This is a genomic window from Thermoanaerobaculia bacterium, from assembly GCA_018057705.1.
Lineage (GTDB): Bacteria > Acidobacteriota > Thermoanaerobaculia > Multivoradales > JAGPDF01 > JAGPDF01.
Genome location: JAGPDF010000029.1, coordinates 29,207 through 53,469 on the forward strand (window position 1 = coordinate 29,207; position 24,263 = coordinate 53,469).

19 protein-coding genes are annotated in these 24,263 nt (G+C 71.7%); 8 read left to right on the top strand and 11 right to left on the bottom strand.

Annotation, left to right across the window (positions count from 1 at the left end):
* Complete coding sequence (locus tag KBI44_11035; GenBank protein ID MBP9145009.1) at window positions 1-921, top strand: hypothetical protein; 921 nt, start codon at window positions 1-3, stop codon at window positions 919-921.
* Between the two features lie 36 nt (window positions 922-957).
* Here KBI44_11035 and KBI44_11040 read toward each other — a convergent pair whose 3' ends face one another.
* Window positions 958-1,710, bottom strand: a complete 753-nt coding sequence (locus KBI44_11040; protein MBP9145010.1) for a VTT domain-containing protein — start codon at window positions 1,708-1,710, stop codon at window positions 958-960.
* 180 nt (window positions 1,711-1,890) lie between these two features.
* Here KBI44_11040 and KBI44_11045 point away from each other — a divergent pair, with 180 nt between their 5' ends.
* The 4 genes from KBI44_11045 to KBI44_11060 all read left to right on the top strand — a co-directional run bounded on the left by KBI44_11045 (window position 1,891) and on the right by KBI44_11060 (window position 8,214).
* Window positions 1,891-3,726 carry a hypothetical protein gene (locus tag KBI44_11045; GenBank protein ID MBP9145011.1) on the top strand — a complete coding sequence of 612 codons (1,836 nt, stop codon included), beginning with the start codon at window positions 1,891-1,893 and terminating at the stop codon, window positions 3,724-3,726.
* On the top strand, window positions 3,723-5,000 hold the full coding sequence (locus tag KBI44_11050) for a hypothetical protein (protein MBP9145012.1): 1,278 nt from the start codon (window positions 3,723-3,725) through the stop codon (window positions 4,998-5,000). Before KBI44_11045 ends, KBI44_11050 begins: the two co-directional genes overlap by 4 nt.
* A gap of 80 nt (window positions 5,001-5,080) precedes the next feature.
* Window positions 5,081-5,680: an RNA polymerase subunit sigma-70 gene (locus KBI44_11055; protein ID MBP9145013.1), complete on the top strand. Its 600-nt coding sequence runs from the start codon at window positions 5,081-5,083 to the stop codon at window positions 5,678-5,680.
* Window positions 5,677-8,214 (top strand): serine/threonine protein kinase, encoded by a 2,538-nt coding sequence (locus tag KBI44_11060; protein ID MBP9145014.1) that lies wholly within the window; start codon window positions 5,677-5,679, stop codon window positions 8,212-8,214. The genes KBI44_11055 and KBI44_11060 overlap by 4 nt, the downstream gene beginning before the upstream one ends.
* Before the next feature lie 75 nt (window positions 8,215-8,289).
* Here KBI44_11060 and KBI44_11065 read toward each other — a convergent pair whose 3' ends face one another.
* The 4 genes from KBI44_11065 to KBI44_11080 all read right to left on the bottom strand — a co-directional run bounded on the left by KBI44_11065 (window position 8,290) and on the right by KBI44_11080 (window position 12,234).
* Window positions 8,290-10,110, bottom strand: coding sequence for an AMP-binding protein (locus tag KBI44_11065; protein MBP9145015.1), 1,821 nt, complete (start codon window positions 10,108-10,110; stop codon window positions 8,290-8,292).
* Entirely contained in the window at window positions 10,107-10,739 is a 633-nt protein-coding gene (gene amrA, locus KBI44_11070) for an AmmeMemoRadiSam system protein A (protein ID MBP9145016.1), read from the bottom strand. Before amrA ends, KBI44_11065 begins: the two co-directional genes overlap by 4 nt.
* On the bottom strand, window positions 10,732-11,526 hold the full coding sequence (gene amrB, locus KBI44_11075) for an AmmeMemoRadiSam system protein B (protein ID MBP9145017.1): 795 nt from the start codon (window positions 11,524-11,526) through the stop codon (window positions 10,732-10,734). Before amrB ends, amrA begins: the two co-directional genes overlap by 8 nt.
* Before the next feature lie 63 nt (window positions 11,527-11,589).
* Window positions 11,590-12,234 (bottom strand): hypothetical protein, encoded by a 645-nt coding sequence (locus KBI44_11080; protein MBP9145018.1) that lies wholly within the window; start codon window positions 12,232-12,234, stop codon window positions 11,590-11,592.
* Between the two features lie 122 nt (window positions 12,235-12,356).
* Here KBI44_11080 and amrS point away from each other — a divergent pair, with 122 nt between their 5' ends.
* Both amrS and KBI44_11090 read left to right on the top strand, forming a co-directional pair.
* Window positions 12,357-13,481, top strand: a complete 1,125-nt coding sequence (amrS, locus tag KBI44_11085) for an AmmeMemoRadiSam system radical SAM enzyme (GenBank protein MBP9145019.1) — start codon at window positions 12,357-12,359, stop codon at window positions 13,479-13,481.
* A 46-nt stretch (window positions 13,482-13,527) separates the two neighbouring features.
* A complete protein-coding gene (locus KBI44_11090; GenBank protein ID MBP9145020.1) occupies window positions 13,528-13,980 on the top strand; it encodes a YaiI/YqxD family protein in 453 nt (150 codons plus the stop codon).
* A gap of 40 nt (window positions 13,981-14,020) precedes the next feature.
* Here the strand turns inward: KBI44_11090 and KBI44_11095 are convergent, their stop codons facing one another.
* From KBI44_11095 to modA, 6 genes are all read right to left on the bottom strand, one after another.
* The gene (locus KBI44_11095) at window positions 14,021-16,177 is read right to left on the bottom strand and encodes an amidohydrolase family protein (GenBank protein ID MBP9145021.1); all 2,157 of its coding nucleotides are present in this window, start codon (window positions 16,175-16,177) and stop codon (window positions 14,021-14,023) included.
* An 88-nt stretch (window positions 16,178-16,265) separates the two neighbouring features.
* A complete protein-coding gene (locus KBI44_11100) occupies window positions 16,266-16,895 on the bottom strand; it encodes a hypothetical protein (protein ID MBP9145022.1) in 630 nt (209 codons plus the stop codon).
* A gap of 45 nt (window positions 16,896-16,940) precedes the next feature.
* Window positions 16,941-20,870 (bottom strand): VCBS repeat-containing protein, encoded by a 3,930-nt coding sequence (locus tag KBI44_11105; protein MBP9145023.1) that lies wholly within the window; start codon window positions 20,868-20,870, stop codon window positions 16,941-16,943.
* Between the two features lie 345 nt (window positions 20,871-21,215).
* Window positions 21,216-22,355, bottom strand: a complete 1,140-nt coding sequence (gene modC / locus KBI44_11110) for a molybdenum ABC transporter ATP-binding protein (protein ID MBP9145024.1) — start codon at window positions 22,353-22,355, stop codon at window positions 21,216-21,218.
* On the bottom strand, window positions 22,352-23,020 hold the full coding sequence (modB, locus tag KBI44_11115; protein MBP9145025.1) for a molybdate ABC transporter permease subunit: 669 nt from the start codon (window positions 23,018-23,020) through the stop codon (window positions 22,352-22,354). The genes modC and modB overlap by 4 nt, the downstream gene beginning before the upstream one ends.
* Window positions 23,017-23,808, bottom strand: coding sequence for a molybdate ABC transporter substrate-binding protein (gene modA / locus KBI44_11120; GenBank protein MBP9145026.1), 792 nt, complete (start codon window positions 23,806-23,808; stop codon window positions 23,017-23,019). The genes modB and modA overlap by 4 nt, the downstream gene beginning before the upstream one ends.
* A 226-nt stretch (window positions 23,809-24,034) precedes the next feature.
* Between modA and KBI44_11125 the strand changes: the two genes are divergently transcribed.
* The gene (locus KBI44_11125; protein MBP9145027.1) at window positions 24,035-24,247 is read left to right on the top strand and encodes a dodecin domain-containing protein; all 213 of its coding nucleotides are present in this window, start codon (window positions 24,035-24,037) and stop codon (window positions 24,245-24,247) included.
* The last annotated feature ends 16 nt before the right edge of the window (window positions 24,248-24,263 follow it).

Here is a 24,263-nt window from a genome sequence, read left to right on the forward strand (position 1 = left end):
ATGCGAAACCGTCGCCAATCGGCCGTCGGGCTGCGCTGTGACCGACGTGAGTGCCTCCGGCTGCTGGGCTTCGCCGCCGGCGCCATGGCGACCGGCTGCGTCTCGGGCTGCGACGGCCGGGGGCCGGTCGAGCCGGAACCGGTGCGGATCGCCAGCCGGCTGCTCGGCGCCGTCGACCGCGAAGCCGTCCATGGCGGCGTCATCATCGCCTACACCGACGGCCGTTTCCTCCCGGCCTGGACCGGCGTCGACGGCGAAGGGCGGTTCGCCTTCGAGACCGTTCGGGGCAGCACCATCCGGGTGATCGCGGACGGCTACGGGACGCGCACGGCGACGCCGATCGATGTCATCGGCCCGGAGCTCTTCCTGATCCCCCGCCGGGACCCGTTCCTGTACGACCGGGTGCGCGGGGTCTTCCTCGGTTCCAGCAGCGGGCTGGTGCGGCTGTCGAGCCGCAATCTCACCGCCGGCGAGCGCAGCCGCACGATGACCGTCCTGTTCGCTCCGGACCTTCCCGAAACCTACCGGGAGGCCGTCCTCGAGTATCTCGGCCGCGCGAGCGAGTTCACCGCTGGCGGCCTGGATCTGGGTTCGATCGCGGTCCGCGAAGGTCCGGTACTCGATACACCCGAAGACGGGCTGTTCAAGTTCCGGCTCGCCAGTTCGATAGCAGAAGATGCGGTGACCCTGGTGAAGGCGAACACCAGCGTCATCTCGGGCTCTTCGACGACCTTTCGCCCCGGCCTCCAGGGCTCGCGGCTCCGGGAGGTCGCCGGGCACGAAGTCCTCACCAGCTGGGGCGCCATCGGAAGCTCGCCGAACGGCGGCCTCATGGACCCGGGTGCGAGGCCCGAGGATCCTCGCGACGTCCCGATGGTGACGATCGCCTACCGCCTCGAAGCCGGCTACGTCTGGGCCTGAGCGGCCGGCGCGGGAGGCAGGCGCGGGGAACCCGCCTCAGGCCGGCTCGACCGGGACAGCGACCGGCACGGGCGGCGGCTGCGTTTCCGGCGTTTCCAGACCGCCGCGAAGCCGGCGCAGCAGCGGGGGTGCGAGGAGCAGGAGAAGGGCCAGACCGGCGAGCGGCGCCAGGGTACGCCAGGTGATCACCTCCGCCATCGTCGCCGCCCCGGCCGCCTGATGGATGACGTTGACGTAGAGGGTCCCCTTGATCGCCAGACCGAGCGCGGTGCTGGCCAGGAACCTGCCGCGCGGGATCCCCAGGAGCCCCGAGGCGAAGTTGATCGCCGTGTGCGGGAAGCTCGGCGCCACCCGCACGGCGAGGAGCGTCGCGAAGTCGCTCCGCCGGGCGAGCAGCCGCAGCAGGCGGCCGTCACCTGCCTCACGCTCGCCGCTCCGGCCAGCAGCACGCGCCAACGAGTAGGCGCCCATCGCGCCGACGACGCCTCCGACGACGAACGTCGGGGCGGCGATCAAAGGCGCAAAGAGAATCCCGGCGACGAAGACCATCGCCGAGCCGGGCAGACCGGCCGCGAAGAGCACCGCGGTCACCAGGGCGACCAGCGGGGCGAGCCACCAGCTGTCGACATGCCCCTGAGCCAGAGCGACGCCGGCGCGCCAGTCGAGGAGTCCCGCCCGCTCGAGTCCGAAACCGATCCCCGCGGCGAGCGCCATGAGCACGACGAGCCGCAAGCCCCGCCGGCCGCGCGGCGCGTTCCCGACAGCGGCAGGGACTGGCGCTACCGGCAAGGCGCGCGCCCCGTCACCGGACCCGAGAGGCCGGCGGCGCGAGAGGTGGGGGAATCGGCGCATCGCCGGGCGAAAGTACCAAGAGATCGGCTCGCGGACCAACCCAGGGTTTCCTCAGCGCGCTCGAAGTGGCCCCTGGGGGGTGATCGATACGTAGCGGTGGGCACAAGGAGTCCCACCATGCGCTTCTCTTCGCTCGCTGCACTGCCGGCACTCGCCCTCTTCCTCGTTCCGGGACCGACCGCGACGGCGCGCGCCGCCGCCCCTACTGCCGACTCCCCGGAGCCATTGGCACCCTGGGAGCCATGGCTGGCGCTCGCCCTTTCGCCGGATGCACAGGCCAAGAGCGACGCTGCCGAGGTGCTCTTCTTCCTCGCCGCCGACGAGCACGGCGGTCCGGAGGAACTCTGGAGCCTCCCGCGCTCGGGCGGGACCGCCCGCCGTCTGTCGGGGTCACTCGCACCTGGCGAGCGCGTCGGGGAGTTCGCGCTCAGCCCCGACGCGCGCGCGCTCGCCTTCACCGTGCTGGCGGACGGCGGGCCGCGCCGGCTCTTCTGGACTCCGGCCGCCGGCGGCGCGCCGCGCCTCGTCAGCAGCGACCTCGGGCCGTCCGACGGCGGCGCGCGCTTCGCCTTCCGGCCGGACTCGCTGGCGCTCGGCTTCGTCGGCCGAGGAGATCGAGCCCAGGTCTTCGCGCTCTTCGAAGAGATCTTCTCGAACGGCTTCGAAAGCGGCGACTCCGCGGGATGGAGCGACACGACGGCGAACCCCTGTCCGACGCCCACGGGCGGACCGACGCTGCACGCCAGCTCGATCCTCTCGAACGAGACCTGGACGGCCAACGCCAGTCCGCACGTCCTGACCTCGAACGTCCTGGTGCCGCCGGGTGTCACGCTCACCATCGCGCCGTGCGCCGAGGTGCGCGTTCGTCCGGGATTCGACCTCACGGTCCAGGGGACCCTGACGGCTGTCGGAACCCCCCTGCAGCGCATCCGGTTCCTGCGTGACGTCGCCGCATCGCCCTGGGATTCGATCTGGGTGAAGAGCCCGGGGACGGCGACGCTCTCCTTTCTCGACCTCTCCGGGGGCGGCGCCGCCGGCGCCTCGATCGTCGCCGAAGGCGTCGATACCCTTCCCGCCGCGCAACCGCTCTTCGTCGACCACGTCAAGGTCATCGGCTCGACCAGCTACGGCGTCCGGCTCATCCGCCGCGCCGCCTTCGCCGACGGGTCGCGCGACCTCGTGGTCCTGGGCGCGGGAGCGACGGACCCGACCGCCCCGTTCCCGGTTCGCATGTCGCTCAACACCGTCGGGTCGCTGCCGGTCGGAAGCTACACCGGCAACGCCAGCGACCAGATCCAGGTCATCGGCGAGGGCGACTCCGCGGTTGCGGTCGACGACGCTTTTCACGCGCGGGGAGTTCCCTATCAGGTCGGTGGCCCGGCCGGCGCCTTCGGTCTGATCGTCGTCGATGGCAACCCGGCTCTTGCGACGCTCACCATCGACCCCGGCGTCGAGATCCGCTTCTACAGCGCCGGGTCGAACATCGGCGGCCTGTTCGTCGGGACGAGCGGCAGCCCGGTCGCCACCGGCCGCCTCGTCGCAGCGGGTACTGCGGCAGCGCCGATCCTGTTCACTGGCGCCGGCGGCGCGCCGGTCGCGGGGAGCTGGGAGGGGATCACCTTCTTCGGTGCGCTCGCAGCCGGCAACGTCCTCGACCACGTGCAGATCGATGCCGCGGGGGACAACGGCGGCGATGCCGGGTTCGGCTGTCCGCCGGCGGCGTTTCCGGAGACTTCGGGCGCGCTCAAGATCTTCAGTCCGCCCGGAAGCTCGTTCCTGACCCACTCGACGATCTCGCGCTCGAGCACGCACGGCGTCTTTCGCGCCTGGACCGGAGCCCAGGTCGACTTCATGACCGGCAACACCTTCGACGACGTGTTGTTCTGCAATCAGGTCCTGCCGAAACCTCCCCTGCCCGCGGTCTGCCCGGCGAATCCGGAGTGTCCGCAGTGACCTCGCGGGGTGCGGCAATCCTCGCTCTCGGGCTGGCGGCTCTTCCGGCGCTTCCCGCGTCCGCCACGGCCGGCACCGGGCGGCTGGTTTCGCAGTGGATGAGCCGGGCGCCCGCGATCGACGGCGAGATCGCGGCGGCGGAGTGGAACGAGGCGCGGCTCGTCGAGCTCGGCAACGGCGTCTCGGTGCGGATCGGCAACGATTCCCGGACGCTCTACCTCGCGGTGCTCGATGCCGGAGACGTCGAGCTCGGAGAGGACGATGGGCTCGTTCTCCTGTTCGACGACGAAGGAGGAACGGCGCCGGTGCTCGACGACGGCAGCTGGGCCGGTCTCGCGTGCCACCAGGCGGCGGAGTACGGCGAGGGGATGCTGCAGATCGTCGACGCGCCATCGGGGCCGTCGAGCCCGTCGATCACCTTCCGGGAGTATGCGGCGGGGACGTACTGTCCAGCGCAGGCGTTGGACGACCGGGTGAGCTCAAGTTCCACCGCGCGGCCCGAAGGGGTGACCTGGGAGGCGGCGATTCCGCTCGACGGCACGTCGCCGCTCAGGGCCGGCGCGGGCGAGCGCTTCGCCCTCTTCCTGCTGCTCTACCGCGACGGTGCCCAGGCCGGCTGCCTGCCGGCCTGTTCGACCGTCGACGTGGCCGACTTCCGCAACCTGGTGCTGGCTTCGGGCGGCTGCAACACGGGTCCGCAGGGCTTCGGCAGCGGACAGACGCAACCCGATCTGCCGCTCGACTGGAGCAGCGATCTGGGCGCCGGCAGCGGCGAGGTCTGGGTTCAGTCCGCGGTCGACGGCGACCAGTTCTACTGCGGCATGAACGTCACCGGGGGCGCGGGAGCCTCCGGCTGCGTCACGAACGTGCACTACCTCTCGGCGGAGGCCGAAGCGTTGCTGCGCCTGCCGCTCGCGCTCGCCGGACAGGGTTCGGTGACAGTGCGCCTGCGCGCCAACTTCCAGTCCGGCGCGTCCGGCGACTTCCTCGCCTTCGGTGCCCGGTACGAACAGATTCCGTTCTTCTCGATGCTCCTCTGGCAGACGAGTCACGGCGCTCCGGGCGGGCCCGGGAGCTCGGTCGACCTCGACCTCTCGCTTTTCACCAACAACTTGCCGCTCGAGCTCACTTTCTGGCACCACACGACCACTGCCGGGACTTCAGACGGCGGCTTCGCGCAGATCGACGACGTCGAGCTCCTCTGCGGCCCGAGCCTCTTCGCCGACGGCTTCGAGAGCGGTCTCACAACGCACTGGACCGCGACCCTTCCCTGATCGCCGCCCTCCGAGATCGCGCCCCCCCCCAGCCGCCGTTCGCCCCGCGGTCCCATTCGGCCGTAACATGCGCGGCGATCATGGAAGAGGTCGAAGGACGGGACCGGGGGGCCGTCACGCGGCTCCTGCGCGAAGCCGACGGCGGCAGCAAGGAGGCGCTCGATGCGCTGTTCGCCCTGCTCTACGAGAAGCTCCGCGGGATGTCGCATCGACTCCTCGCGGCCCATGTGCGCAATCCGACGCTCTCGACCACGGCCCTGGTGCACGAGGCGTATCTCAAGCTCTCGCGCGACCACGAGTGGTCGGCGCGCGATCGCGAGCACTTCCTGTCGATCTCGGCGCGCGCCATGCGCCAGATCGTGGTCGACGCGGCGCGTGCCCGCGGTGCCGACAAGCGCGGCGGCGGCGCCCCCGTCGTGGCGCTCTCCGGCCTCGAGTCGGCACGGACCGCGACTCCCGAAGAGGTCCTCGCCCTCGACCAGGCGATCTCGCGCCTCGCCCGGATCGATCCGGAGCTCGAGCAGATCGTCGAGCTCCGATTCTTCGCCGGTCTCTCGCTCGAGGAGATCCGCGAGTTGACCGGCACCCCCGAGCGCACTCTCAAGCGGCGCTTCCGCGCCGCCCGTGCTCTCCTCCTCGAGGAGCTCGGCCCGGGGCCGCCTGCCGGGCCCGGCGCGTGATCGACGACAGCGAGCTCGACCAGTTGCGCGCCGCCCGGGAGCTCTTCGACCTGCTGGTCGAGCTCGACGAGCGCGAGCGCAACGTGCGACTCGCCGCGCTCGCGGATGCCGCGCTCGCGACACGCGTCCGCCGCCTGCTCGCCGCCGACCGCCTGCCCGACGCCACGCTTGGCGACCCGCTCGCTGCCGCCGCCGCCTGGCTGGCCGAGGAGGAGCGCGAGTCCGGGTTGCCGAGCGATCGCCACGGCGAGCGGATCGGCCCGTGGCGGATTCTCTCGCCGCTCGGTCGCGGCGGCATGGGCGAGGTCTTCCTCGCCGAGCGCGCCGACGGCGCTTTCGAGCGCCGGGTCGCGCTGAAGCTCCTCAAGCGCGGGCTCGACAGCGACGAGATCGTGGCGCGTTTCCTCGCCGAGCGGCGGATCCTGGCGCGCCTCGATCACCCCGGCATCGCGCAACTGGTCGATGGTGGTCTGGCGCCGGACGGACGCCCCTACTTCGCCCTCGAGCTCGTCCTCGGCCAACCCATCACCGAATGGTGCGCCGAGCGCCGCCTCGCGCTCGAGGATCGCCTGCGACTGGTGCTCGAGGTCGTCACGGCGGTCGATTTCGCCCACCGCAATCTGGTGGTCCATCGCGACCTCAAGCCGTCGAACATCCTCGTCACCGCGGCCGGGCAGGCGAAGCTCCTCGATTTCGGGATTGCCAAGCTCCTCGGCAGCGACGACGACGATGCGACGCGGACCGGCGCGAGGATGCTGACCCGGCGCTACGCCGCACCCGAGCAGCTCGCCGGCGAGCCGGTAACCACCGCGACCGACGTCCATGCGCTCGGTCTCCTGATCTGGGAGCTGGTTACCGGGGAGCCGACCCGGAGCGCCGCTTCCGACTCGGCGCTCTCCGTCGTCGAGCTCGAGCGCGAGACGCGCACGCCACCGAGCGCGCGGCTCGCCGCGGCCGATCCGCGGCGCGCGCCGCTCGAGGACGGGTCGCCGCGCGCCCGCCGCCGACTCGCGCGGCGGGTGGCAGGCGATCTCGACAAGGTGGTGCTTCGCGCACTGCGTCGCGAGCCCGATCGGCGCTATCCAGGCGCGATGGCGCTCGGCGACGATCTCGTCCGCTTTCTCGAGAACCGCCCCGTCGTCGCCCGCGAAGGGGCGCGCGCCTATCGCCTCGCGAAGTTCGCGCGTCGGCACCGCGCGGCGGTCGCTGCCGCCGGTCTGATCGCACTCACCCTCGCTGCCGGGGTGGCCGCCACCTGGCGCCAGGCGCAGATCGCGGAGGCGGAGCGCGCGCGCGCCGAGCGCCGCTTCGCCGACGTGCGCCGGCTGGCGAACACCGCCCTCTTCGAAGTTCACGCGACGCTCGAGAATGTCGCGGGCGGCATGGCGACCCGGCGCCTCCTGGTCGCTACGGCGCTCGAGTACCTCGATGACCTGGCGCGCGAAGCGGGCGACGAGCCGGAGCTGCTGGTCGAGCTGGCCACTGCCTACGAGCGCACGGCGGAGATCCAGGGGATGCCCGGCTGGCCGAGCGAGGGACGAACCGGCGATGCGCTCGCCAGCCTCGAACGGGCCCTCGAGCTGCGGCGGCGCGCGCGCCGGGCGGCGGCGCCGGGCGCCGCCGATCTCGCCTTCGCCCGACTGAGCGTCCGCCTGGGCACCGTGCTCGCAGCCCGCGGCGCGAGCGCCGCGGCGCTCGCGCACCATCGGGAGGCGCTGGCGCTCTATCTCGCCGCCGACCCGCCTGGCACCGAAGAGCGGCTCGAGCGGGTTCAGGCGCGGATCGCGATCGGCGACGACCTCTGGGAGCTCGGCGACATCGCCGCCGCCGCGGGCGAGTATCGCGAGGCGCGCGGCGAGGTGGTCGCGATTCGCGCTGCCGACCCGGGCTCGACGCTCGCGATCCGCCAGTCCGGCGTCGTCGAGCAGAGGCTCGGCGACGCTGCGGCCGAACGCCAGGAGTGGCCGCTCGCTCTCGCTCACCACAAAGCGTCGCTGGCGATCGACCAGGAGCTCGCCGGCCGCTCCCCCGCCGACGCCGAAGTTCGCCGCGACCTGGGCACGGATCTCTCGCGCCTGGGCGTCGACTTCGCCGCTCTCGGACGCGCGCCGGCCGCGCTCGCCCAGCACCGCGGTGCGACCGAGCTCCGCGAGGCGCTGCTCGCTGAGGAGCCGGACGACGCACGGGCGCTCGAGGACGCCGCCGAATCGCGGTTCGAAACCGGCAGGACGCTGCAGGCGCTCGGGCGACCTCAAGAAGCGGTGGGCGAGATCGCCCTCGCGATCGAGCGCCGCCGGGCTCTCGTCCGCCTCGATCCGGGCAACGCACGCTGGCAGGATTCGCTCGCGGCGAGCCTCGCGACCCTGGCCGAGATCGAGCAGAGCCGCGGCAATCCCGCTGCGGCGGCGCGAGCGTTCGACGAAGCGCTCGCCCTGCGCCGCGAGCTCGCGCGCTCGAGCCCCGACTTCGCCGGCAACCGGTCCGCACTCCTGGCTCTCGAGTCGAGCCGATCCACCGCCCCGCGCCCACCCTAGCCGGAGGCGTCGTGAGCTTCTTTCCCGTCTGTCGGCGGCCACGCGCCGGACGGACGCGCCAGCATCGGTTGAGGTCTAGGGCTGCCCGAAGAGCGCGGCGACCGCGGCAGCGTGGGCGGCGAGCAGGGCGGCGCGTTTGATCTTGAGGGTCGGGGTGAGCAGCTCCGGGTAGTCCTGCGGCGTGCCGGGGAGAACGAGGAGCTTCTTCGGCTTCTCGAAGTCGGAGAAGGCGGCGAGCCCGGCGCGGGCCCGCGGCAGGAGCGCCGTGGCCGCGTCCTCGCCGGCCGCGGCGATCCGGGCGAGCTCGGCGCGATCCACGAAGACCGCCGCGGCCACGAACGGCCGGCCCTCTCCGAACAGCACGGCGCCATGGAACGGCGCCGTCGAGGCGAGCGCCAGCTCGATCGGCTCCGGCGAGAGCTTCTTGCCTGTGGAGAGCATGATCAGGCTCTTGCAGCGTCCCTCGATGTAGAGGAAACCCGCTTCGTCGACCCGTCCGAGGTCGCCGGTGCGGAAGAAGCCATCCGCGGTCCAGACCTCCGCTCCGTCCTCTGGCTCGAGGAAACCGGAGAGCAACAGCGGACCACGCACCTCAAGCTCGCCGTCGGCGCCGAAGTGCACCTCGTGATCGGCTGTGATCCGGCCGGCGCAACCCTGCCGCCGCGGACCGGCGAGCAGGTTCGAGGAGATCATCCCCGCCGTCTCGCTCATCCCGTAGAGCTCGACCAGGGGGATGCCGAGACTCTCGAAGAACCGGAAGAGCGCCGGCGGGGCCGGCGCGCCGCCGGCAAACAGGCCGCGTACCCGGCCACCCAGCCGGGCGCGCAGGGCGCGACCGACGAGCCGGTCGGCGAGACGCGTGCCGAGAGCGTCCCCGATCCGCCGCGAGCCGTCGAGACGCCGGCGCGCGGCGGCTGCGAGCGCCCGGCGCACCGCCCACCGCAAGGGGGGCGGGAGCGCGGCGATCTTCGCCTCGACCCCGTCGCGCATGCGCTCGTAGACCAGGGGCACGGAGAAGAAGTAGGTCGGGGCGAGAGCGAGGCCGGGCTCGAGCTCTTCCCGCCGGGCCACCATGATCAACTCATGCCCCTGCGCCAGGGCGAGGGTGAACTGGGCGTGCCCGGCGATATGCCCGAAGGGCAGGAAGTGGAGACCGACATCGTCCCCGGTGGTCGCCACGGAGGCCTGACCGGCGTCGAGCGCGTGCACCATCGCGCGCTGCGCAAGACGCACGCCCTTCGACCGCCCGGTGGTGCCGCTGGTGAAGAGGAGCAGAAACGGGTCCTCCTCCCCGACCGCCGCGGCGAGCGCCGCCATCTCCTCCGGCGCGAGGCCGGGCGCCTCGTCGCCGACGGCAGAGGCGAGCGCAACGACCGGGAGACCGGCCGGCACCGAGTCCGGCGCGAGGCGGGCGCCGGTAATGACCGCCGCAAGCCCGGCGGCGATGAGCTCCGGCGCGGCCGGCTGAAGCTTCTCCCACTGCGCTGCGGTCGAGACGAAGATCACCCGCGGCGCGACCCGGCGCGCGATCCCGGCCACGGTCTCCGCCCCCAGGCTCGAGAAGACCGCCGCCGGCTCGGCGCGCAGCAACTGCGTGCCCAGCGCCACCATCTGCCACTCCGGTGAGTTCTCGGCCAGCAGGAGGACGCGCAAGCCCGGCCCGACACCGACCGAGCGCAGAAGCCGGGCCGCCCGTCCCACTCCGGCCGCGAACGCGCCGCGCGACAGCGTGCACGGCGCGCCGAGCGCACCGCCGTCGCCGGCCGGCGGCTCGAGAAAACGCAGAAAACGCCGCTCCGGCTGGCGGCTCGCTGTCGCCACGAGAAGCGCCGGCAGCGTGCGCGCCGCGAAACGGCGAGGCTCGAGTCGAGGGAAATCCTGCCGCTCGGTCGTCATCTCGAGCCGCGACGACCCCGGCCCGGAAGCGGCGCTGCCGCCTCGCCGCCTCCCAGAGCAGGCCCCACCGCGATCGACTCGGCGCGGTAGCGGAAGAGGCGCCGGGCCGGCGACCAGCTCCCTGGCCGGAGTCCGGCCTTGCGCTCGAGCTGGGCGACGAACGATTCGGGATCGGGGAGCTGCTGCCACACCGCCGGCAGGAAGGTCGCGCCATGCCCGTCCTCCTCGAGCACCAGTCCGTCGACTCCGGGCACGAGCGCCGCCAGCAGTTCGGCGCGTCCGCCGACCGCGAGCGGCTCGGGCGGATGGAGGAGCGTCAACTCGACCGAAAGCTCTGCGAGCTCGTGGGCTTCGACGGGATCGAAGCGCGGGTCGCGCAGGGCGGCCGCGCGGCCGTTCTCGGCGACGTCGAGCCCGAGCCCCCGCCGCGCCCGGATCGAACCGATGCAGCCGCGTAGCTCGCCTGCGGCGCGCAGCGTGACGAAGCTCGCGCCGGGCTCGGCGAGTGGCCCCACCATCCACTCCCGCGGCGGGGTGTAGCGACAGCCGCTCGCCGCCGCCACCACCGACTGCCGGGCGATCGTCGCGAGGGCGGTGCGCGACTCGGGCGAAAGGTCCCACTCAGGCAAGGGCGAACGCTCCGTAGCCGACCACCCGGTCTTTTCCGGCCAGGCCGCCGGCGGTGTCGCCCGAGCTGCGCAGGTCGAGCTCGGAGACGGTGAGTCCGCGGCGTCGCGCGGCGAGCAGCAGACCGCGCAGCGGATTCCTTCCGCAGGCGTCACCGGCCGCAATGCCGTCCACGTCGAGCGCGACGATGGCGTCGGCCGTCGCCCGGTCGCGCGCGGCGGCGGTCGCAGCGTCGAGGAAGTGCGACAGATCCGTCGAGACGACGATCAGCGTCTCCTCGCCGCCCCAGAGCCGATCGAGGACCGCAGCCACCTCTTCCGGGGTGGCGTCGCCGACGACGAGCGGCACGAGCTCGAAGCGCTCGAGCGCGACCTGGAGAAACGGCAGCTCGACCTCGAGCGCATGCTCGCGTTCGTGCGGCAGGTCGGAAACGACGACCTGCGGCAGAGAGGCGAGATGGACCGCGGCGTCGGCCGCGACCGGCACGTCGCCCAGCGGCGTCTCGAACGCTTCGGCCACCGGCAGCGCCAGGCCGGCGAACGGCACGAAATGCGACGGTCCGAGCAGCACGACGCGGTCGATCTCGCCGCGCCCCGACGCGAGCTGATGAAAGGCGCTGCCCGCCACCGGGCCGGAGTAGACGTAGCCGGCGTGCGGCGCGATGAGCGCCTTCGGGCGCCACCCGAGCGGCGGAGCGGCTGCCGCAAGATGGCCACGGACCTCGGCTTCGAGGCGGCGTGGATCGGCCGGATAGAAACTGCCGGCCACGGCCGCAGGACGGACCTTCATGTCTGGAGGATACTCCTCCCGAAGCCGGCGAGAGAGGCTGAGCCTCGGGCACCGTTGCGACGATCAGGGCTCCCCTGCCGTCGCCTCCCTGGCAGCGCCGAGAGTCACCGTTCGTGGAGCCGGGAGGAGAGCTCCCGGGACGGGCTCCCCGGCGAGACGATAGAGGGCTCGACTCGCGATCCGTTCCGCGGCGGCGCGGGGAGTCCCGGGCCCGCCACCCGGCTGGAGAGTCACGGTCAGCTCGAGATCGCGCCAGCCGACTTTGAGCATCCGCAGCTCACCGCCCGCCCACCAGGCGATGTCGCCCACGCCGGAGACTGCGGAGAGGTCGCCGGTGGACAGTCGCCGCAGCATCGGCAGCGCGGCCTCGAGCTTGCGTCGCACCGTCGCTGGGCTCGCGAACCGGCGGACTTCGAGCGCCGCGTCGAGGATCGCGCCGGGTCCGTGACCGTAGGCGCAGCGCGCGAACTCCGCTCCCGAGCTCGCGTCGAGCGGCCCGCTCAACTGGCCGATTTCGCGATCGGGCAGCTCGTCCGCAGCCTCCGAAGGCGGAAAGAGGGCGCAGGCGTCGAACGTCTCCGGGCCCCGCGGACCGGTGAAGGGGGCCCCGTCCGACCCGGCGCCGCAGGCGAGGATCAGAGCGGGGAGAACGCCGAGCAGGGGAAGAAACGCGAACCGAGGGGCCGAGCGATGGGGGCCGTAGCGCACGCCGCACAATCTATCGGATGCCGCCCCGCTTGCGCAGGCTCGCTCGCGAGCCGCCCGGCAGCGCGATCGGCCGCGCAGTGCCGGTACGGGAAAGATGCCGGGGAGAGGAGTATCCTCGAGGCATGGCCGACGCTCCCCTCGCGGCTTCGTTTCCCAACCCCTTCAGCCATCCCACGCGATACTGGCACCGGCTGGACGACGGACGCGCGCAGTGCGACGTCTGTCCGCGCTTCTGCAAGTTGCGCGACGGCCAGCGCGGGCTCTGCTTCGTGCGCGCCGCCGCGAACGGCGAGATCGTGCTCGCGAGCTGGGGGCGTTCGTCGGGATTCTGCGTCGACCCGATCGAGAAGAAGCCGCTCGCCCACTATCTGCCCGGCACGCCGATCCTCTCGTTCGGCACCGCGGGCTGCAATCTGGCCTGCGATTTCTGCCAGAACTGGGACATCTCGAAGTCACGCGAGACCGACACCCTCGCCGACGCCGCGACACCGGAGACGATCGCGCGCGCCGCGAAGGAGCTCGGCTGCCGCGCGATGGCGTTCACCTACAACGATCCGACGGTCTTTCTCGAGTACGCCATCGATGTCGCCGACGCCTGTCACGCCGTGGGGATCGCGGCCGTGGCGGTGACCGCCGGCTACATCTGCCCCGAACCGCGCCGCGAGCTCTACGCCCACCTCGACGCGGCGAACGTCGACTTGAAGGCCTTCACCGAGGAGTTCTACAGGAAGATCTGCCACGGGCATCTCGAGCCGGTGAAGGAGACGCTCGTCTACCTCGCGCACGAGACCTCCGTCTGGTTCGAGATCACCACCCTCCTCATTCCGGGCGAGAACGACTCCGACGGCGAGCTCGACGCCATGTCGCGCTGGATCGTGGAGGCACTCGGCCCCGACGTGCCGCTCCACTTCACCGCCTTCCATCCCGACTACCGGATGCTCGACCACCGGCCCACGCCGCCCGCGACACTCACCCGGGCGCGGCAGATCGCGCTGGCGAACGGACTGCACTACGTCTACACCGGCAACGTCCGCGACGCGACCGGCGGCTCGACCTGGTGCCCGGGCTGCGGCGCGCGCGTCATCGGCCGCGACGGCTACGAGATCACTGCCTGGAACCTCGCGAGTCCTCTCGACTCGGGCGCCTGCGCCGCCTGCGGCACGAAGATCCCGGGCAGGTTCGAAGCGCGCCCCGGAACCTGGGGCGCGCGCCGGCAACCGGTGCGCCTCTCGACCTTCGCGACGTAGAAGTCTCCCGGCCACGGGGTCCGCAGAGCGATACTCTCGCCCTACCATGCCGCGAATCCTGGTCGATGCCGATGCCTGTCCGGTGAAGGAGGAGGTTTATCGCGTCGCGCGGCGGCTGGGCGTGCCGGTCGTCGTCGTGGCGAACAGCCGGATGCAGGTACCTCTCGCCGCGGCGATCGAGTTGAAGGTCGTGGCGAGCGGCCAGCTCGACGATGTCGACGACTGGATCGCCGAACGCGCCGGCCCGGACGACATCGTCGTCTCCGCCGACATCCGGCTCGCCGCCCGCTGTCTCGCGGCCGGCGCGCAGGTGCTCGGGCCCGACGGCCGGGCGTTCACCGAAGAGGGCATCGGCTCGGCGCTCGCGACCCGCGAGTTGATGGCCGGGCTGCGCGAGCTGGGGACGATCTCCGGCGGTCCAAAGCCGTTCGCGCCGCAGGATCGGTCGCGCTTCCTGCACGCCCTCGACGAGGCCGTCCGAGAAGCTCGCCGGCGTTAGGGCAGCCCGGTTCGCAGAATCCCGACGGCCGTCGCCCCGCTCAGGGCACCGCGCTCGACCAGGCGCTCGTGTCGCCGGTGCCGAAGCCGTCGTTGAAGAGCGGCCCCTCCACGACCTGGCTCGACGTCGCGGCGTAGTTGTCGAGCGACGTCGCTTCGCCGAAGCCGGCGGCCGGAAGCGCCGCGGCGACGGCGACGAAACCGGCACCCGGAGCGCTGACCGGGCCCGGATGCGTCGCGACGATGGCAAACGTGACCGCCGCCCCGGGCGGCAGTGCGATCGCGGCATCGAGGCCCCCGGCGCCGCTCGCCGGGCAGACTCCGCCGCCAGTCCCGCCGCAGGTCCAGCTGACGTCCTGGAGGTCGCGCAGGCTCGGCAGCACCGCGCGCGCCCCGGCCAGTGTTCCGCCGGCGTTCGCGACCGCGAGCGTCGCCGCGAAAGGCGCCTGCTCGGGGATCTCGGCCGGCAGGGCAAGCGTGGCGACGAGGTCCGACGACCCCGACTCGCCGCAGCCGGTGGCGGCGGCAGATGTGGAGCAGAAGTCGCAGGCGTCGCCGGCGCCGTCGCTGTCGGCATCGGGTTGGGCGAGCGGCGAGACGTTGGGCGGATTGAAGATCACCGGGCAGTTGTCGGCGCCGTTGGCGTAGCCGTCACCGTCGAAGTCGGCGTCCTTGGGCAGGCCATCGTGCACCGGGAAGCCGCCGCTCACGGCGAGGCGCGCCGGCCGGCAGGTCGGTTCGCCGGCGAGCACGTCGGAACAGAAGAACGCCGGGTAGGAGGCCGAGTTCGCGAGCTGGAGGGTGGCGTAGTCGCTGCTGATCTCGCTCGTCAGGCAGAGCCGCAGGTCACGCCCGCACACCTGGATCGCGGCGTCTGCGCAAGCCGCTCCCGTCCATACGGCGAGAACCGCCTCCTCGCCGAGGAGAGCCTTGCCGGCGCGCAGCACCAGGGCCACCTGGCTCGAGCCGGCCTCGATCACGGCGCGGTAGGGCTCGCGCCCGGCGCGGTCGAAGACGACGACGTCGCCCTTGCGGCCGACGGCGAGCTGGCCGATCTCGTCGTCCATCGCGCCGGCCACCGCGGCGTTGAGCGTCGCCGCCTCGAACAGATCGCGGTCGGAGAGCCGCCCCGCCAGGTGGCGCCGGTTGTAGGCGTCCGCGCAGCGCAGCTCGCGCAGCAGGGTCGCCGATCCGGTGACGATCCAGTCGCTGCCGAGGGCGAGCGGTACACCGCGGCGGGCGAGGTCGGTCACCGGCGCGGTACGGCCGTAGAGCGCCAGATTGCTGCGCGGCGACCAGACGAGAGTCGAACCCGCCGCGGCCATCTCTGCGACATCCGGCGCCGTGATGCCGATGCCCCTCGCGATGAGCGCGCCGTCGATCTCGTCGACGCCGCCGGCCACTCCACTGCTGTCCGAGGCGCAGACGAACTCGTTCGCCGCAGTGGCGTCGATGCCCTCGGCGAGGACCATCCAGAACGGTTGGCCGGGCGCCGGCGCGGGCAGCGCTCCATAGGCGCAGCTGCCGTCGAGGCGGGTACCGCCGGTGTCGTTGAAGGGGAAGGCGTCATCGTCCCAGAACGGGCTCGAAAGGCCCTCGAGATTCGCAGTGTCGAGGTTGCGCACGAGTCCGGCCGGGCCGACCTGACCGCGCATCGCGGTCGTGCCGGCCATGAGGTGGCGCAACTCCCCCCAGCGCTGCTGGGTGACCGAGGCGGCTCCCAGGACGTCGATCTGGGAGTGTCCGTTCTGACCCAGCCGCCAGTCGTGGCGATGCTCGAAGCGCTCGTCGCCCCAATCGGCGGGCAGGTTCTGCGCATAGTTCAGAAAATCGACGCCGTTCACCAGGCCGGGGGAGATGACGCCATCGAGGCAGTCGATGCGGGTCGCCGTGGCGTAGCCGGGCGATGCCGAGCAGTCGCAGGCGGCGCAGACGATCGTGCCCGCCGCATCGAGCAGCAGATGGCCGTTCTCGAGCACTTCGCCGGGCGCGAGCACGGTACCGCGCATGAGGAGCCCGGCGTCGCCCGCGGTCGCGGCGCAGACGCCCGAGGGCGCGGGCGGCGGCGGCGCCGGACATACCGTGGCGAGCGCGGGCAGATGGCCGAGGAGGGCGAGCGCCGTCCAGGCGGGCGCGGCGGCGCGCCGCGGGACGAAACGGTGCCGACGGACTGCCATCGTTCGCAGGTCTGCGGACATACGCGTTCTCCGGGTTCTTTGCGGCGCAGTCTCGCACAATCGGATCCGGCCCGGTGCGATCGCACCCACCGGGGCGACCGCTCCCGGACTAGGGCAGGCGCCGGGCCACCGGCGCTTCGGCGAGGATCTCGTCGAGTCGGGTGATGACGTCGCCGCCCGCGAGGCGCTGCGCGGGCAGGTAGGCGACCAGCCAGCCGGAGGTGGTTTCGGGCAGCACTTTCACCCGATGCGCGTCGGTGATCGGCGTGCCGAACGGCCCCGCGGCGTCGGCGAGGAGGGGCTTGCCGGCGAGGTCGAGCGGGCCGCGCATCGAATCGAGGATCTCGCCCGGGAGGCCGGAGCGCAGCGTGACCGGAAAGTCGAACGAGCCATCGCGCATCATGCACGACGGCACCTTGAGCTCGATCGAGAGCTGATTGTTCAGGTCGACCAGGGGATGGATGCCCGGCAGCGCCTCGCCCTTGAGCAGGCGGCGCACCAGCGCCTCCGAAGAGGGCCGGTAGCGCGCCGGATCGGTGCCGGCCGCCTTGAACAGCCGCCGCAGCGCGGTCACCGTCGGATCCTCACCGAGCTCGGCCGGGGTCCACTCGGCGCGCAACTGCGTCGCGGCCCGCTCCCGCCGCGCGGCAAGCGCGGGCTCGCCCTCGCCGGTGGCTTCGAGGTGGATCCAGCAGAGCTCCCAACCCGGCAGGGCGACGGCGAACGAGGGTGCGCTCATGCCGCGGATTCTCTCACCGCCGGCCCGGCCGCACTCGCTGGCGAACTACGGCAACACCACGCTCCAACCCGTTGCGTCGCCGGTCTCGAAACCGCTGGTGAAGACCGGTGCCGGCGGAGTGCCGATGACGAAGGCCGCGGAAGCAGCGGGCCCGGGATTGAAGGCGCTGTCGACGGCCTCGAGGGTCCAGGTGTAGCTGCCCTCGGCGAGGCCCGAGAGGGTCCACTCGCTCGCGACGCTCAGGTTCCCGGGCTCTGGAGAGCGGCGCGCGGTCGAGACCGGAACGCCGTCACGATAGAGCCGGAGCTCATAGGTCAACGCCTGCGCCGGAGTGAGGTCGTCCTCGGCAGGGCTCCACCAGAGGTCGACGGAGTTGTCCCCCAGGACCTGCGAGTCCAGGAGGCTCGGCGCCGTGGGTGCCAGGTTCTCCGCCACGGAATCGTTCAGGTAGAGATGCATCTGCGTCTCGATGAGTCCGTTGCCCCCCGGAACGAAGTAGGAGCCGGCGATGAAGTAGTCGAGATCGCCTTCGCCGTCGATGTCGAGCCAGCTGAACGAGCCACCGCTGAATCCCATCGCGCGCGGGGCCGGCAGCTGGTTGCCCGAGTCCGAGAAGACGCCGCCGTCGTTGTCGAGGACCTTCGCCCGCCCTTCGATCTGCGAGCCGGAGTTGTACGTCCCCGCGAGGAGGATGTCGACGTCGCCGTCGGAGTCGTAGTCGGCCCAGTAGGCCGCGGTCAGGTCGAACCAGCCCTCGCAGAAGACACAGTCCATGAGCTCGACCGGCACGAAACTCTCGGCATCGTTGCGATAGAGGCGCAACACCGTGTTGTAGCTGTCGTCGATCTCCTTGACGTTGCCGGCGACCAGGATGTCGAGATCGCCGTCGTCGTCGTAGTCGCCCCACTGCGCCTCGCCGTGCTCGACGGTGAGCGTGCCGAGGATCTCCTCGCCGACGAAGACGCCGTTGCCGTCGTTGCGGAACCGGTGGATGAAACCGGTTTCGGTCAGCGGAGCGATATGGACGAGGAGCAGGTCGAGGTCCTGATCGCCGTCGAAGTCCGCCCAGCTGCTCTGCATGTGGTTGGAGCGGCCGAAGTCCGTCGCCTCTTCGGTGAACAGCCACCCGCCGCTGCCGTTGCTGCCATCGTTGCGCATCAGGGCGGTGCGTGACGTGAAGGTCTCGTCGTTCCAGATCGACGGCAGCAGGAGATCGAGATCGCCGTCGTTGTCGTAGTCCGCCCAGCTGATCGAGTTCAGGTCGAAGTCGGCCTGGTCGTTGTCCTCCCAGTAGCCCGGCAGGATCGTGTCGGTCGGCACGAGCGTGCCGGCGTCGTTCCTGTAGATCACCGTCTGGCCTTCGCTGCCGAGCGCGAGATCCTGGTCGCCATCGCTATCGACGTCTCCCCAGGCGAGGTCCGAAGCACCCACGGTCACGGTGCCCAGAGGGACATCGATGTACGAGAAGTTCCATTCGGTCGCCGCATCCGGCGCCGGCGGACCATCGTTGCGCAGCAGGACCATCATCTCCTCGACGCTCGTGTTGTAGACCACGTAGTACCCGAGGACGGCGATGTCGAGGTCGCCGTCGCCGTCGTAGTCGGCCGGAGCGGTCGTGGCCACCCAGAAGTCCTCGTCCTGCGGCGTCACGAAGAGCGGATCGAGCGGGGTGACCTCGGTGAAATCACCGAAGGTGCCCCCCGGACCGGGCTGAACCACGACGGCGTGGCCCGCGACGTCGGAGTCGCCGTCGTCGTCGGTCACCGTGAGGGCGACGATGTAGGTGCCGGCCGCGGCGAACAGGTGCGTCGGGTGCCGCTCGGTCGAGGTCGAGCCGTCGTCGAAGCTCCACAGCCAGGAGGCGATGGTGCCGTCGTTGTCGCTGGAGGAATCGGTGAAGGCGACCGACAGCCCGGTGGTCGAGAAGTTGAAGGCGGCGGCCGGCGGCTGGTTGACCGGCGGCGGCGGCGGTCCCGAGAAGTGACGGATTGCCCCCTGCCAGCCGGCGATCCAGGCATCCCCGGCCGGATTCGCGGCGATGGCCGCGAAGGCCCCGAAGCCGGCCGGGCCGGCGTCCATGACTGCCCAGTTCGCTCCCCCGTTGGCCGAATAGAGTGCGTGGCCTCCCGCCGTCGCCACCCAGAGCTCGCTCGGGCCGACCAGCGCGATGTCGACGAGCTGGTCGTCGGCGGAAGGCGTCGGCAGGAGCTGCCAGCTCGCGCCGCCGTCCGTGCTCCGCACGGCATAACCGCCTCCACCGACGGCGTAGCCAATGGCCGAGTCCCAGAAGTCGAGGTCCTTCACCTGCGGGGCCAAACCGGGCAGCGACCCCTGCGTCCAGCTCAAACCACTGTCGGTCGTGCGGTAGAAGGTACCGTCGTACGACGCGGCCCAGCCGCTCGGGCCGGCGAAGTCCACCGCGACGTAGGTTCCCAGAAAATCGGTCACCGGCACCCAGGTAGCGCCGGCGTCTACGGTGTGAAACAGGGCCGCGCTGGCGAACCCCTGGCCGATGACCCAGCCGTCGACACCGGTCGCGAAGTGCAGATCGACCGCTGCGAGCTCGGGGGGCGCGGAAGCGCTCGCGGTCCACGACGCCCCACCGTCGGTGCTGCGATAGACCCGGCCGGTGCCATCGACCGCCACGGCCTCCTGCGGCCCGATCACTTGCACCGCCTCGAGACTCGCTGGGGTCAAGGTGGCGCGCAACAACCAGGCCGCGGAGCTGCCGGCGCTGGTCAGCACCTGCCCGGCCTGCCCGACCGCGATCCGATCGCCGTTGGCGAAGCGGTCGAGGTCGCGCAGCTCCGTCCCCGAGCCGCTCGAGATCTGGTGCCAGCTCGCACCGCCATCGGTGGTGCGCAGGACGAAGCCGGGGCCGTAGCCGAAATAGCCCGTCTGCGGGTCGGTGAAGACCGGCACGGCGCTGCCCAGGAAGCCCGGAGCCGGACCGGGGGTGGCGAAGGTCTGCGTCCAGGTGAGGCCGGCGTCCGTCGAGCGATGGAGATTCCCCGCGCCATCGGATGCGACCACGATCGATGCTGCTGGCAGGGCGAAGGCGACGCCGACCGCGAACGGACCCGGGTCGATCACCTCGCCGAGGTCGGTCCAGGTCTCTCCCCCGTCGGCCGAGCGGAAGATCCGGTCATCGTAGTCGGGATGCGTGCCGCTGCGCCCCCAGGCCAGCGCGACATCGGCGGCAACGGCAAGCAGCGCGTTTCGCCCCTCCGCTGCGTTGCTCCCTGCCCAGGTGAGGCCGCCGTCCGCCGAGCGCAGGAGGGTCCCGTCGACGATTGCCACCGCCACTGTCGGCGTGAGAAACGCCACGGCGTCGGCCGCGCCGGCCTGCACCAGCGCGAACGTGTCACCGCCGTCGGTGGTGCGATAGAGACCCGTGCCGGAGACTCCCAGCCCCGTCAGGGCGTCGGCGAAGTCGAAGGCGATCATCTCTTCGGGCGACGGCGTCCAGGTGAGCCCGCCGTCGCGACTGACGTAGGCGCCGAAGTTCCCGGTCGTGACGCCGAAGCTCGCGGAGTAGAACTCCATGAAATAGGCCGAGCCGAGAAGTGGCAGAGGCTCCCAGGTGGTGCCCCCGTCCGTGGTGCGGTAGTTGCTGTTTCCCCACGCCCATCCGCGCTGATCGTCGAAGAAGAAGATCCCGTTGAGGCCGTCGCCGAGGCTTTCCGGCACGTCGCGCTGAATCCAGGTGCCGCCGCCGTCGTTCGACTCGAAGAGCGCGCCACTGGCGTCGAACGAGTCGTCGTCGGTGGCGAGGAAGACTCGCCCCGGGGCCGGAGCCGCGACTCCGTGGACCTCGAGGTGGGTCGGCAGCGGACTCTGCGTGCTCCACTGGGCCAGGGCCGGGGTCCCGAGAGCCAGAACCAGGCTACCCAGACCCAAGAGGAGCGCCCCCAGGTGCGCAGCGAAGGAGGGTCCGGCGGCGGCAGTACGAAGCGTCACGGGGGCGTCGTTCATGGTCGAGTCCTGGCCTTTCTGCGATCGTTCCGGGCCTTCATGCCCAGGGGGAGCCGGAACTTTCCGGGTGGTTCCGGACCCGGCTCGATGGGAGAGACAGTCGAGAGGGGTCGAAAGGAACAGGCCATGTCGCGGCGTTGGTGCCGACCCGACCGGCGAGTCGCCTTCCGGAGGTGGGCAGATGGACGCCGGCCGCCGCTTTCGAACCTCCACTTGTACACCTGTTCCCGCCGTCGCGAGCCACCCCGGAGAGCAGGACGACCCCGGTTCGGTCACCGGCCGGGCACCCGGGAGGAGGGGGCGGCTGACGAAGCGCCGGCCCTTTCGCGACGGGAAACGGGTCGTTCAGTAGGCGGCCAGCAGGCGACAGGCCTGGGCCTTGAAGACGAGGTGGACGGGCACACCCGGCGCGAGCGCGAGCTCGCGGCAGGCGCGGCGGCTCACGACGACGGCGATCGGCTGCGCCTGCCGGCCGAGCGAAGCGTTCACCACGGCCGCCGCATGCAGGTCCCCGCTTTCGGGAAGGTGCACCTCGCCCACGGTCGCGGCCAGAATATTCTGGGCCGAGAGCCCCGTCGCCGGACCCCGAGCGAGGAGGATGTCGCTCGCCCGGACCTCGAAGGCGACGCGCTGACCAGACACGAAGTGCCCTTCGTCGGCGACCGCGATGCACAGGCCGGGTTCAATCTCGACCATGGCGAGCGACTCGGCGACCGCCGCGACCCGCCCTTCGAGGACGTTGCCCATCTCCTGGCCGCTTCTCCCGTCCGATCCGGCCCCGAGCCGGTGCGCGCCGAAGATGGCGCGCGGCGGACCGCAGGCGACCACCCTTCCGGCGTCGAGCACGCAGACTTCGCGACTGAGCAGGGTGATTTCGGACGGGTCGTGGGAGACGTGGACGGTCGGGATCCCGAACTCGTCGCGGATGCGCAGCAGGTAGGGCAGGATCCGCCGCCGCAGCGGCAGGTCGAGACTGGCGAGCGGCTCATCGAGGAGCAGGAGGTCGGGGGCCGAGCAGAGCGCGCGACCGAGCGCGACGCGCTGGCGTTCACCGCCCGAGAGCAGCGCTACCGGCCGGTGCGCGAGGTCTCCGAGCTCGAGCAGCTCGAGGACATGCTCCGCGGACAGCCGCTGCGTTGGCCGCGGCGCGTGGCGCGCCCGGCGCTCACCGAAGCGGAGATTCCCGAGGACGTCGCGATGCGGGAAGAGCGCCGCCTCCTGGGGCACGTAGCCGACGCCACGCGCCTCGGGCGCGAGCGCCACGCCACGGCCGCTGTCGAGCCAGGTCCGTCCGCAGACCTCGATCCGCCCGCGCGCTCCGCGGCGGATGCCGGCGAGCGCCTCGAGCACCGAGCTCTTGCCGGCCCCGGAGGCGCCGAAGAGCCCGAGCGCGCTCTGCTCCGTCTCCCAGGCGATCGCGAGGTCGAAGCTGCCGCAGGGAACCTCGAGGTCCAGGCGAAGCCCGGGGGGCATCTGCGCGGTCAACGGGGCCGCCGTCTGTGCAAGAGAACCTCCACCGTCCAGAGCGCCGCGAAGGCGAGGACGACGGTGATGGCGACGAGCGTCATCGCCTCGGAGTCCCGTCCGACCTGCATGTCGCTGAAGATCGCGAGCGCCAGGGTCTGGGTCTCGCCGGGGATGTTGCCGGCGACGATCACCGTGGCGCCGAACTCACCGAGGGCGCGGGTGAAGCCGAGCACCGCGGCGGCGGCGAGACCGCGACGGGCGAGCGGCAGCGTCACCTCCGCGAAGGCCCGCAGCGGGCCGAGACCGAGAGTGCGCGCCATCGACTCGAGGCGCGGATCGACCTCCTCGAAGGCGAGGCGTGCCGTACGCACGACGAGCGGCAACGCCATGATCGCGGAAGCGAGGACGGCCCCCTTCCAGGTGAAGAGCAGGTCGGGATCGAAGCCGAGGGTGTGCTCCCCCAGGGGACCGTCGCGCGCCAGGAGGCGAAGCAGCAGATAGCCGATCGCGGTCGGCGGCAGGACCAGCGGCAGCGCGGTCAGCGTCTCGAGGAGCGCCCGCCCCGGCACCTCGCGGCGCGCCAGCAGCCAGCCGAGCGCGATCCCCGGCGGCAGGATCGCGAGCGTCGCGCAGAGCGCCACCTGGGCGGAGAGCCCGAGCGCGACGAGCGCACCGTCGTTCATCGGGCGCTCTCGCGGCGCCCGAAGCCGTGGCGGGCGAAGACTTCCACCGCTTCCGGGCCGCACAGCCAGGCGACGACCGCGCGCGCCCGTTCGAGATGCGGCCGGTCGGCGAGCGCCGCCAGGGCATAGGAGATCGACGGTCCTTCGCCTTCCGGCACCTCGAGGGCGACCCGAACACGAGGTGCATGCACGACGTCGGTGCGATAGACGATGCCGGCCTCGATGGCACCCGATTCGACCGCCGCGAGCGCCGCCCGGACGTCGAGCGCCGGCACGACGCGCTTCGCGACGGCGCTCCAGACACCGCTTTGTTCGAGCCACGCGCGGGCGTACTTTCCTGCCGGTACGGCCTCGGGATGGGCGAGCGAGAGCCGCCGGACCGCAGGCGAAGCGAGATCCCGGGCACTCGTCAGGCGCAGCGGGCTATCCGCCGGCACGATCACGACCAAGCGGTTGCTGAGCGGTGAGCGGCGGGACGCCGCGTCGACGAGGCCTTCGGCAGCGAGGTGGTCCATCCAACCCTCATCCGCCGAAAAGAAGAGATCGGCCTTCCCCGCCGCGACGATCTGTCGCGCCAGGTCGCTCGAAGCGCCGAGGTTCCAGACCAGCGTGGTACCTGTCGCCCGTTCGAGCGCCGGGGTGAGCTCTCGAAGGACGTCGCGCAGACTTGCCGCCGCGTAGAAGCGGAGCTCGACCGGCGCCCCGGGGCCGGCGGTCACCGATGCCTGCGCCGGCGAAGCGACCGCCAGAAAAGAGAAGAGCAGGCAAATCGACCGGGCCAGGTGCATGGGCGCGCGTACTCCTCGGCGGTCCTGGGCAAACCCTTCGACCGCGCGGCGAGCCATCGTATCCGACACCTCGCCGTACCCGCCCGTCCCAGGAGAGTAGTTTCCGCTCTTGCGGGAGGGCTCAAGGTGCGCCACCATGGACTTGGAGAAGGAGGGCGCCGTTCCTTCTTCGGTCCCGCAACGCAGGCCAGCCACTCGCAGGTCGACCCCGAAAGGAGCCGCAATCATGTCCGTAGCCAAGATCATCGAAATCAGCGCCGCCTCCAGCAAGAGCTTCGAAGACGCCGTCGCCACCGGCATCGCGCGCGCCGACGCCTCGCTCGACGAGGTTCAGGGCGCCTGGATCAAGGAGCAGAAGGTGAAGGTCGAGAAGGGCAAGATCGTCGAGTACCGCGTCATCATGATGGTGACCTTCCTGCTCAAGGCCAAGAAGAAGTAGGCGTTCTGGCGCGCCG

Excerpts from the sequence above, each read along its gene's own strand:
- KBI44_11035 (MBP9145009.1), top strand. The coding sequence starts at position 1 with ATGCGAAACCGTCGCCAATCGGCCGTCGGGCTGCGCTGTGACCGACGT.
- KBI44_11045 (MBP9145011.1), top strand. The coding sequence starts at position 1,891 with ATGCGCTTCTCTTCGCTCGCTGCACTGCCGGCACTCGCCCTCTTCCTC.
- KBI44_11055 (MBP9145013.1), top strand. The coding sequence starts at position 5,081 with ATGGAAGAGGTCGAAGGACGGGACCGGGGGGCCGTCACGCGGCTCCTG.
- KBI44_11065 (MBP9145015.1), bottom strand. The coding sequence starts at position 10,110 with ATGACGACCGAGCGGCAGGATTTCCCTCGACTCGAGCCTCGCCGTTTC.
- amrB (MBP9145017.1), bottom strand. The coding sequence starts at position 11,526 with ATGAAGGTCCGTCCTGCGGCCGTGGCCGGCAGTTTCTATCCGGCCGAT.
- amrS (MBP9145019.1), top strand. The coding sequence starts at position 12,357 with ATGGCCGACGCTCCCCTCGCGGCTTCGTTTCCCAACCCCTTCAGCCAT.
- KBI44_11090 (MBP9145020.1), top strand. The coding sequence starts at position 13,528 with ATGCCGCGAATCCTGGTCGATGCCGATGCCTGTCCGGTGAAGGAGGAG.
- KBI44_11095 (MBP9145021.1), bottom strand. The coding sequence starts at position 16,177 with ATGTCCGCAGACCTGCGAACGATGGCAGTCCGTCGGCACCGTTTCGTC.
- KBI44_11100 (MBP9145022.1), bottom strand. The coding sequence starts at position 16,895 with ATGAGCGCACCCTCGTTCGCCGTCGCCCTGCCGGGTTGGGAGCTCTGC.
- KBI44_11105 (MBP9145023.1), bottom strand. The coding sequence starts at position 20,870 with ATGAACGACGCCCCCGTGACGCTTCGTACTGCCGCCGCCGGACCCTCC.
- modB (MBP9145025.1), bottom strand. The coding sequence starts at position 23,020 with ATGAACGACGGTGCGCTCGTCGCGCTCGGGCTCTCCGCCCAGGTGGCG.
- modA (MBP9145026.1), bottom strand. The coding sequence starts at position 23,808 with ATGCACCTGGCCCGGTCGATTTGCCTGCTCTTCTCTTTTCTGGCGGTC.
- KBI44_11125 (MBP9145027.1), top strand. The coding sequence starts at position 24,035 with ATGTCCGTAGCCAAGATCATCGAAATCAGCGCCGCCTCCAGCAAGAGC.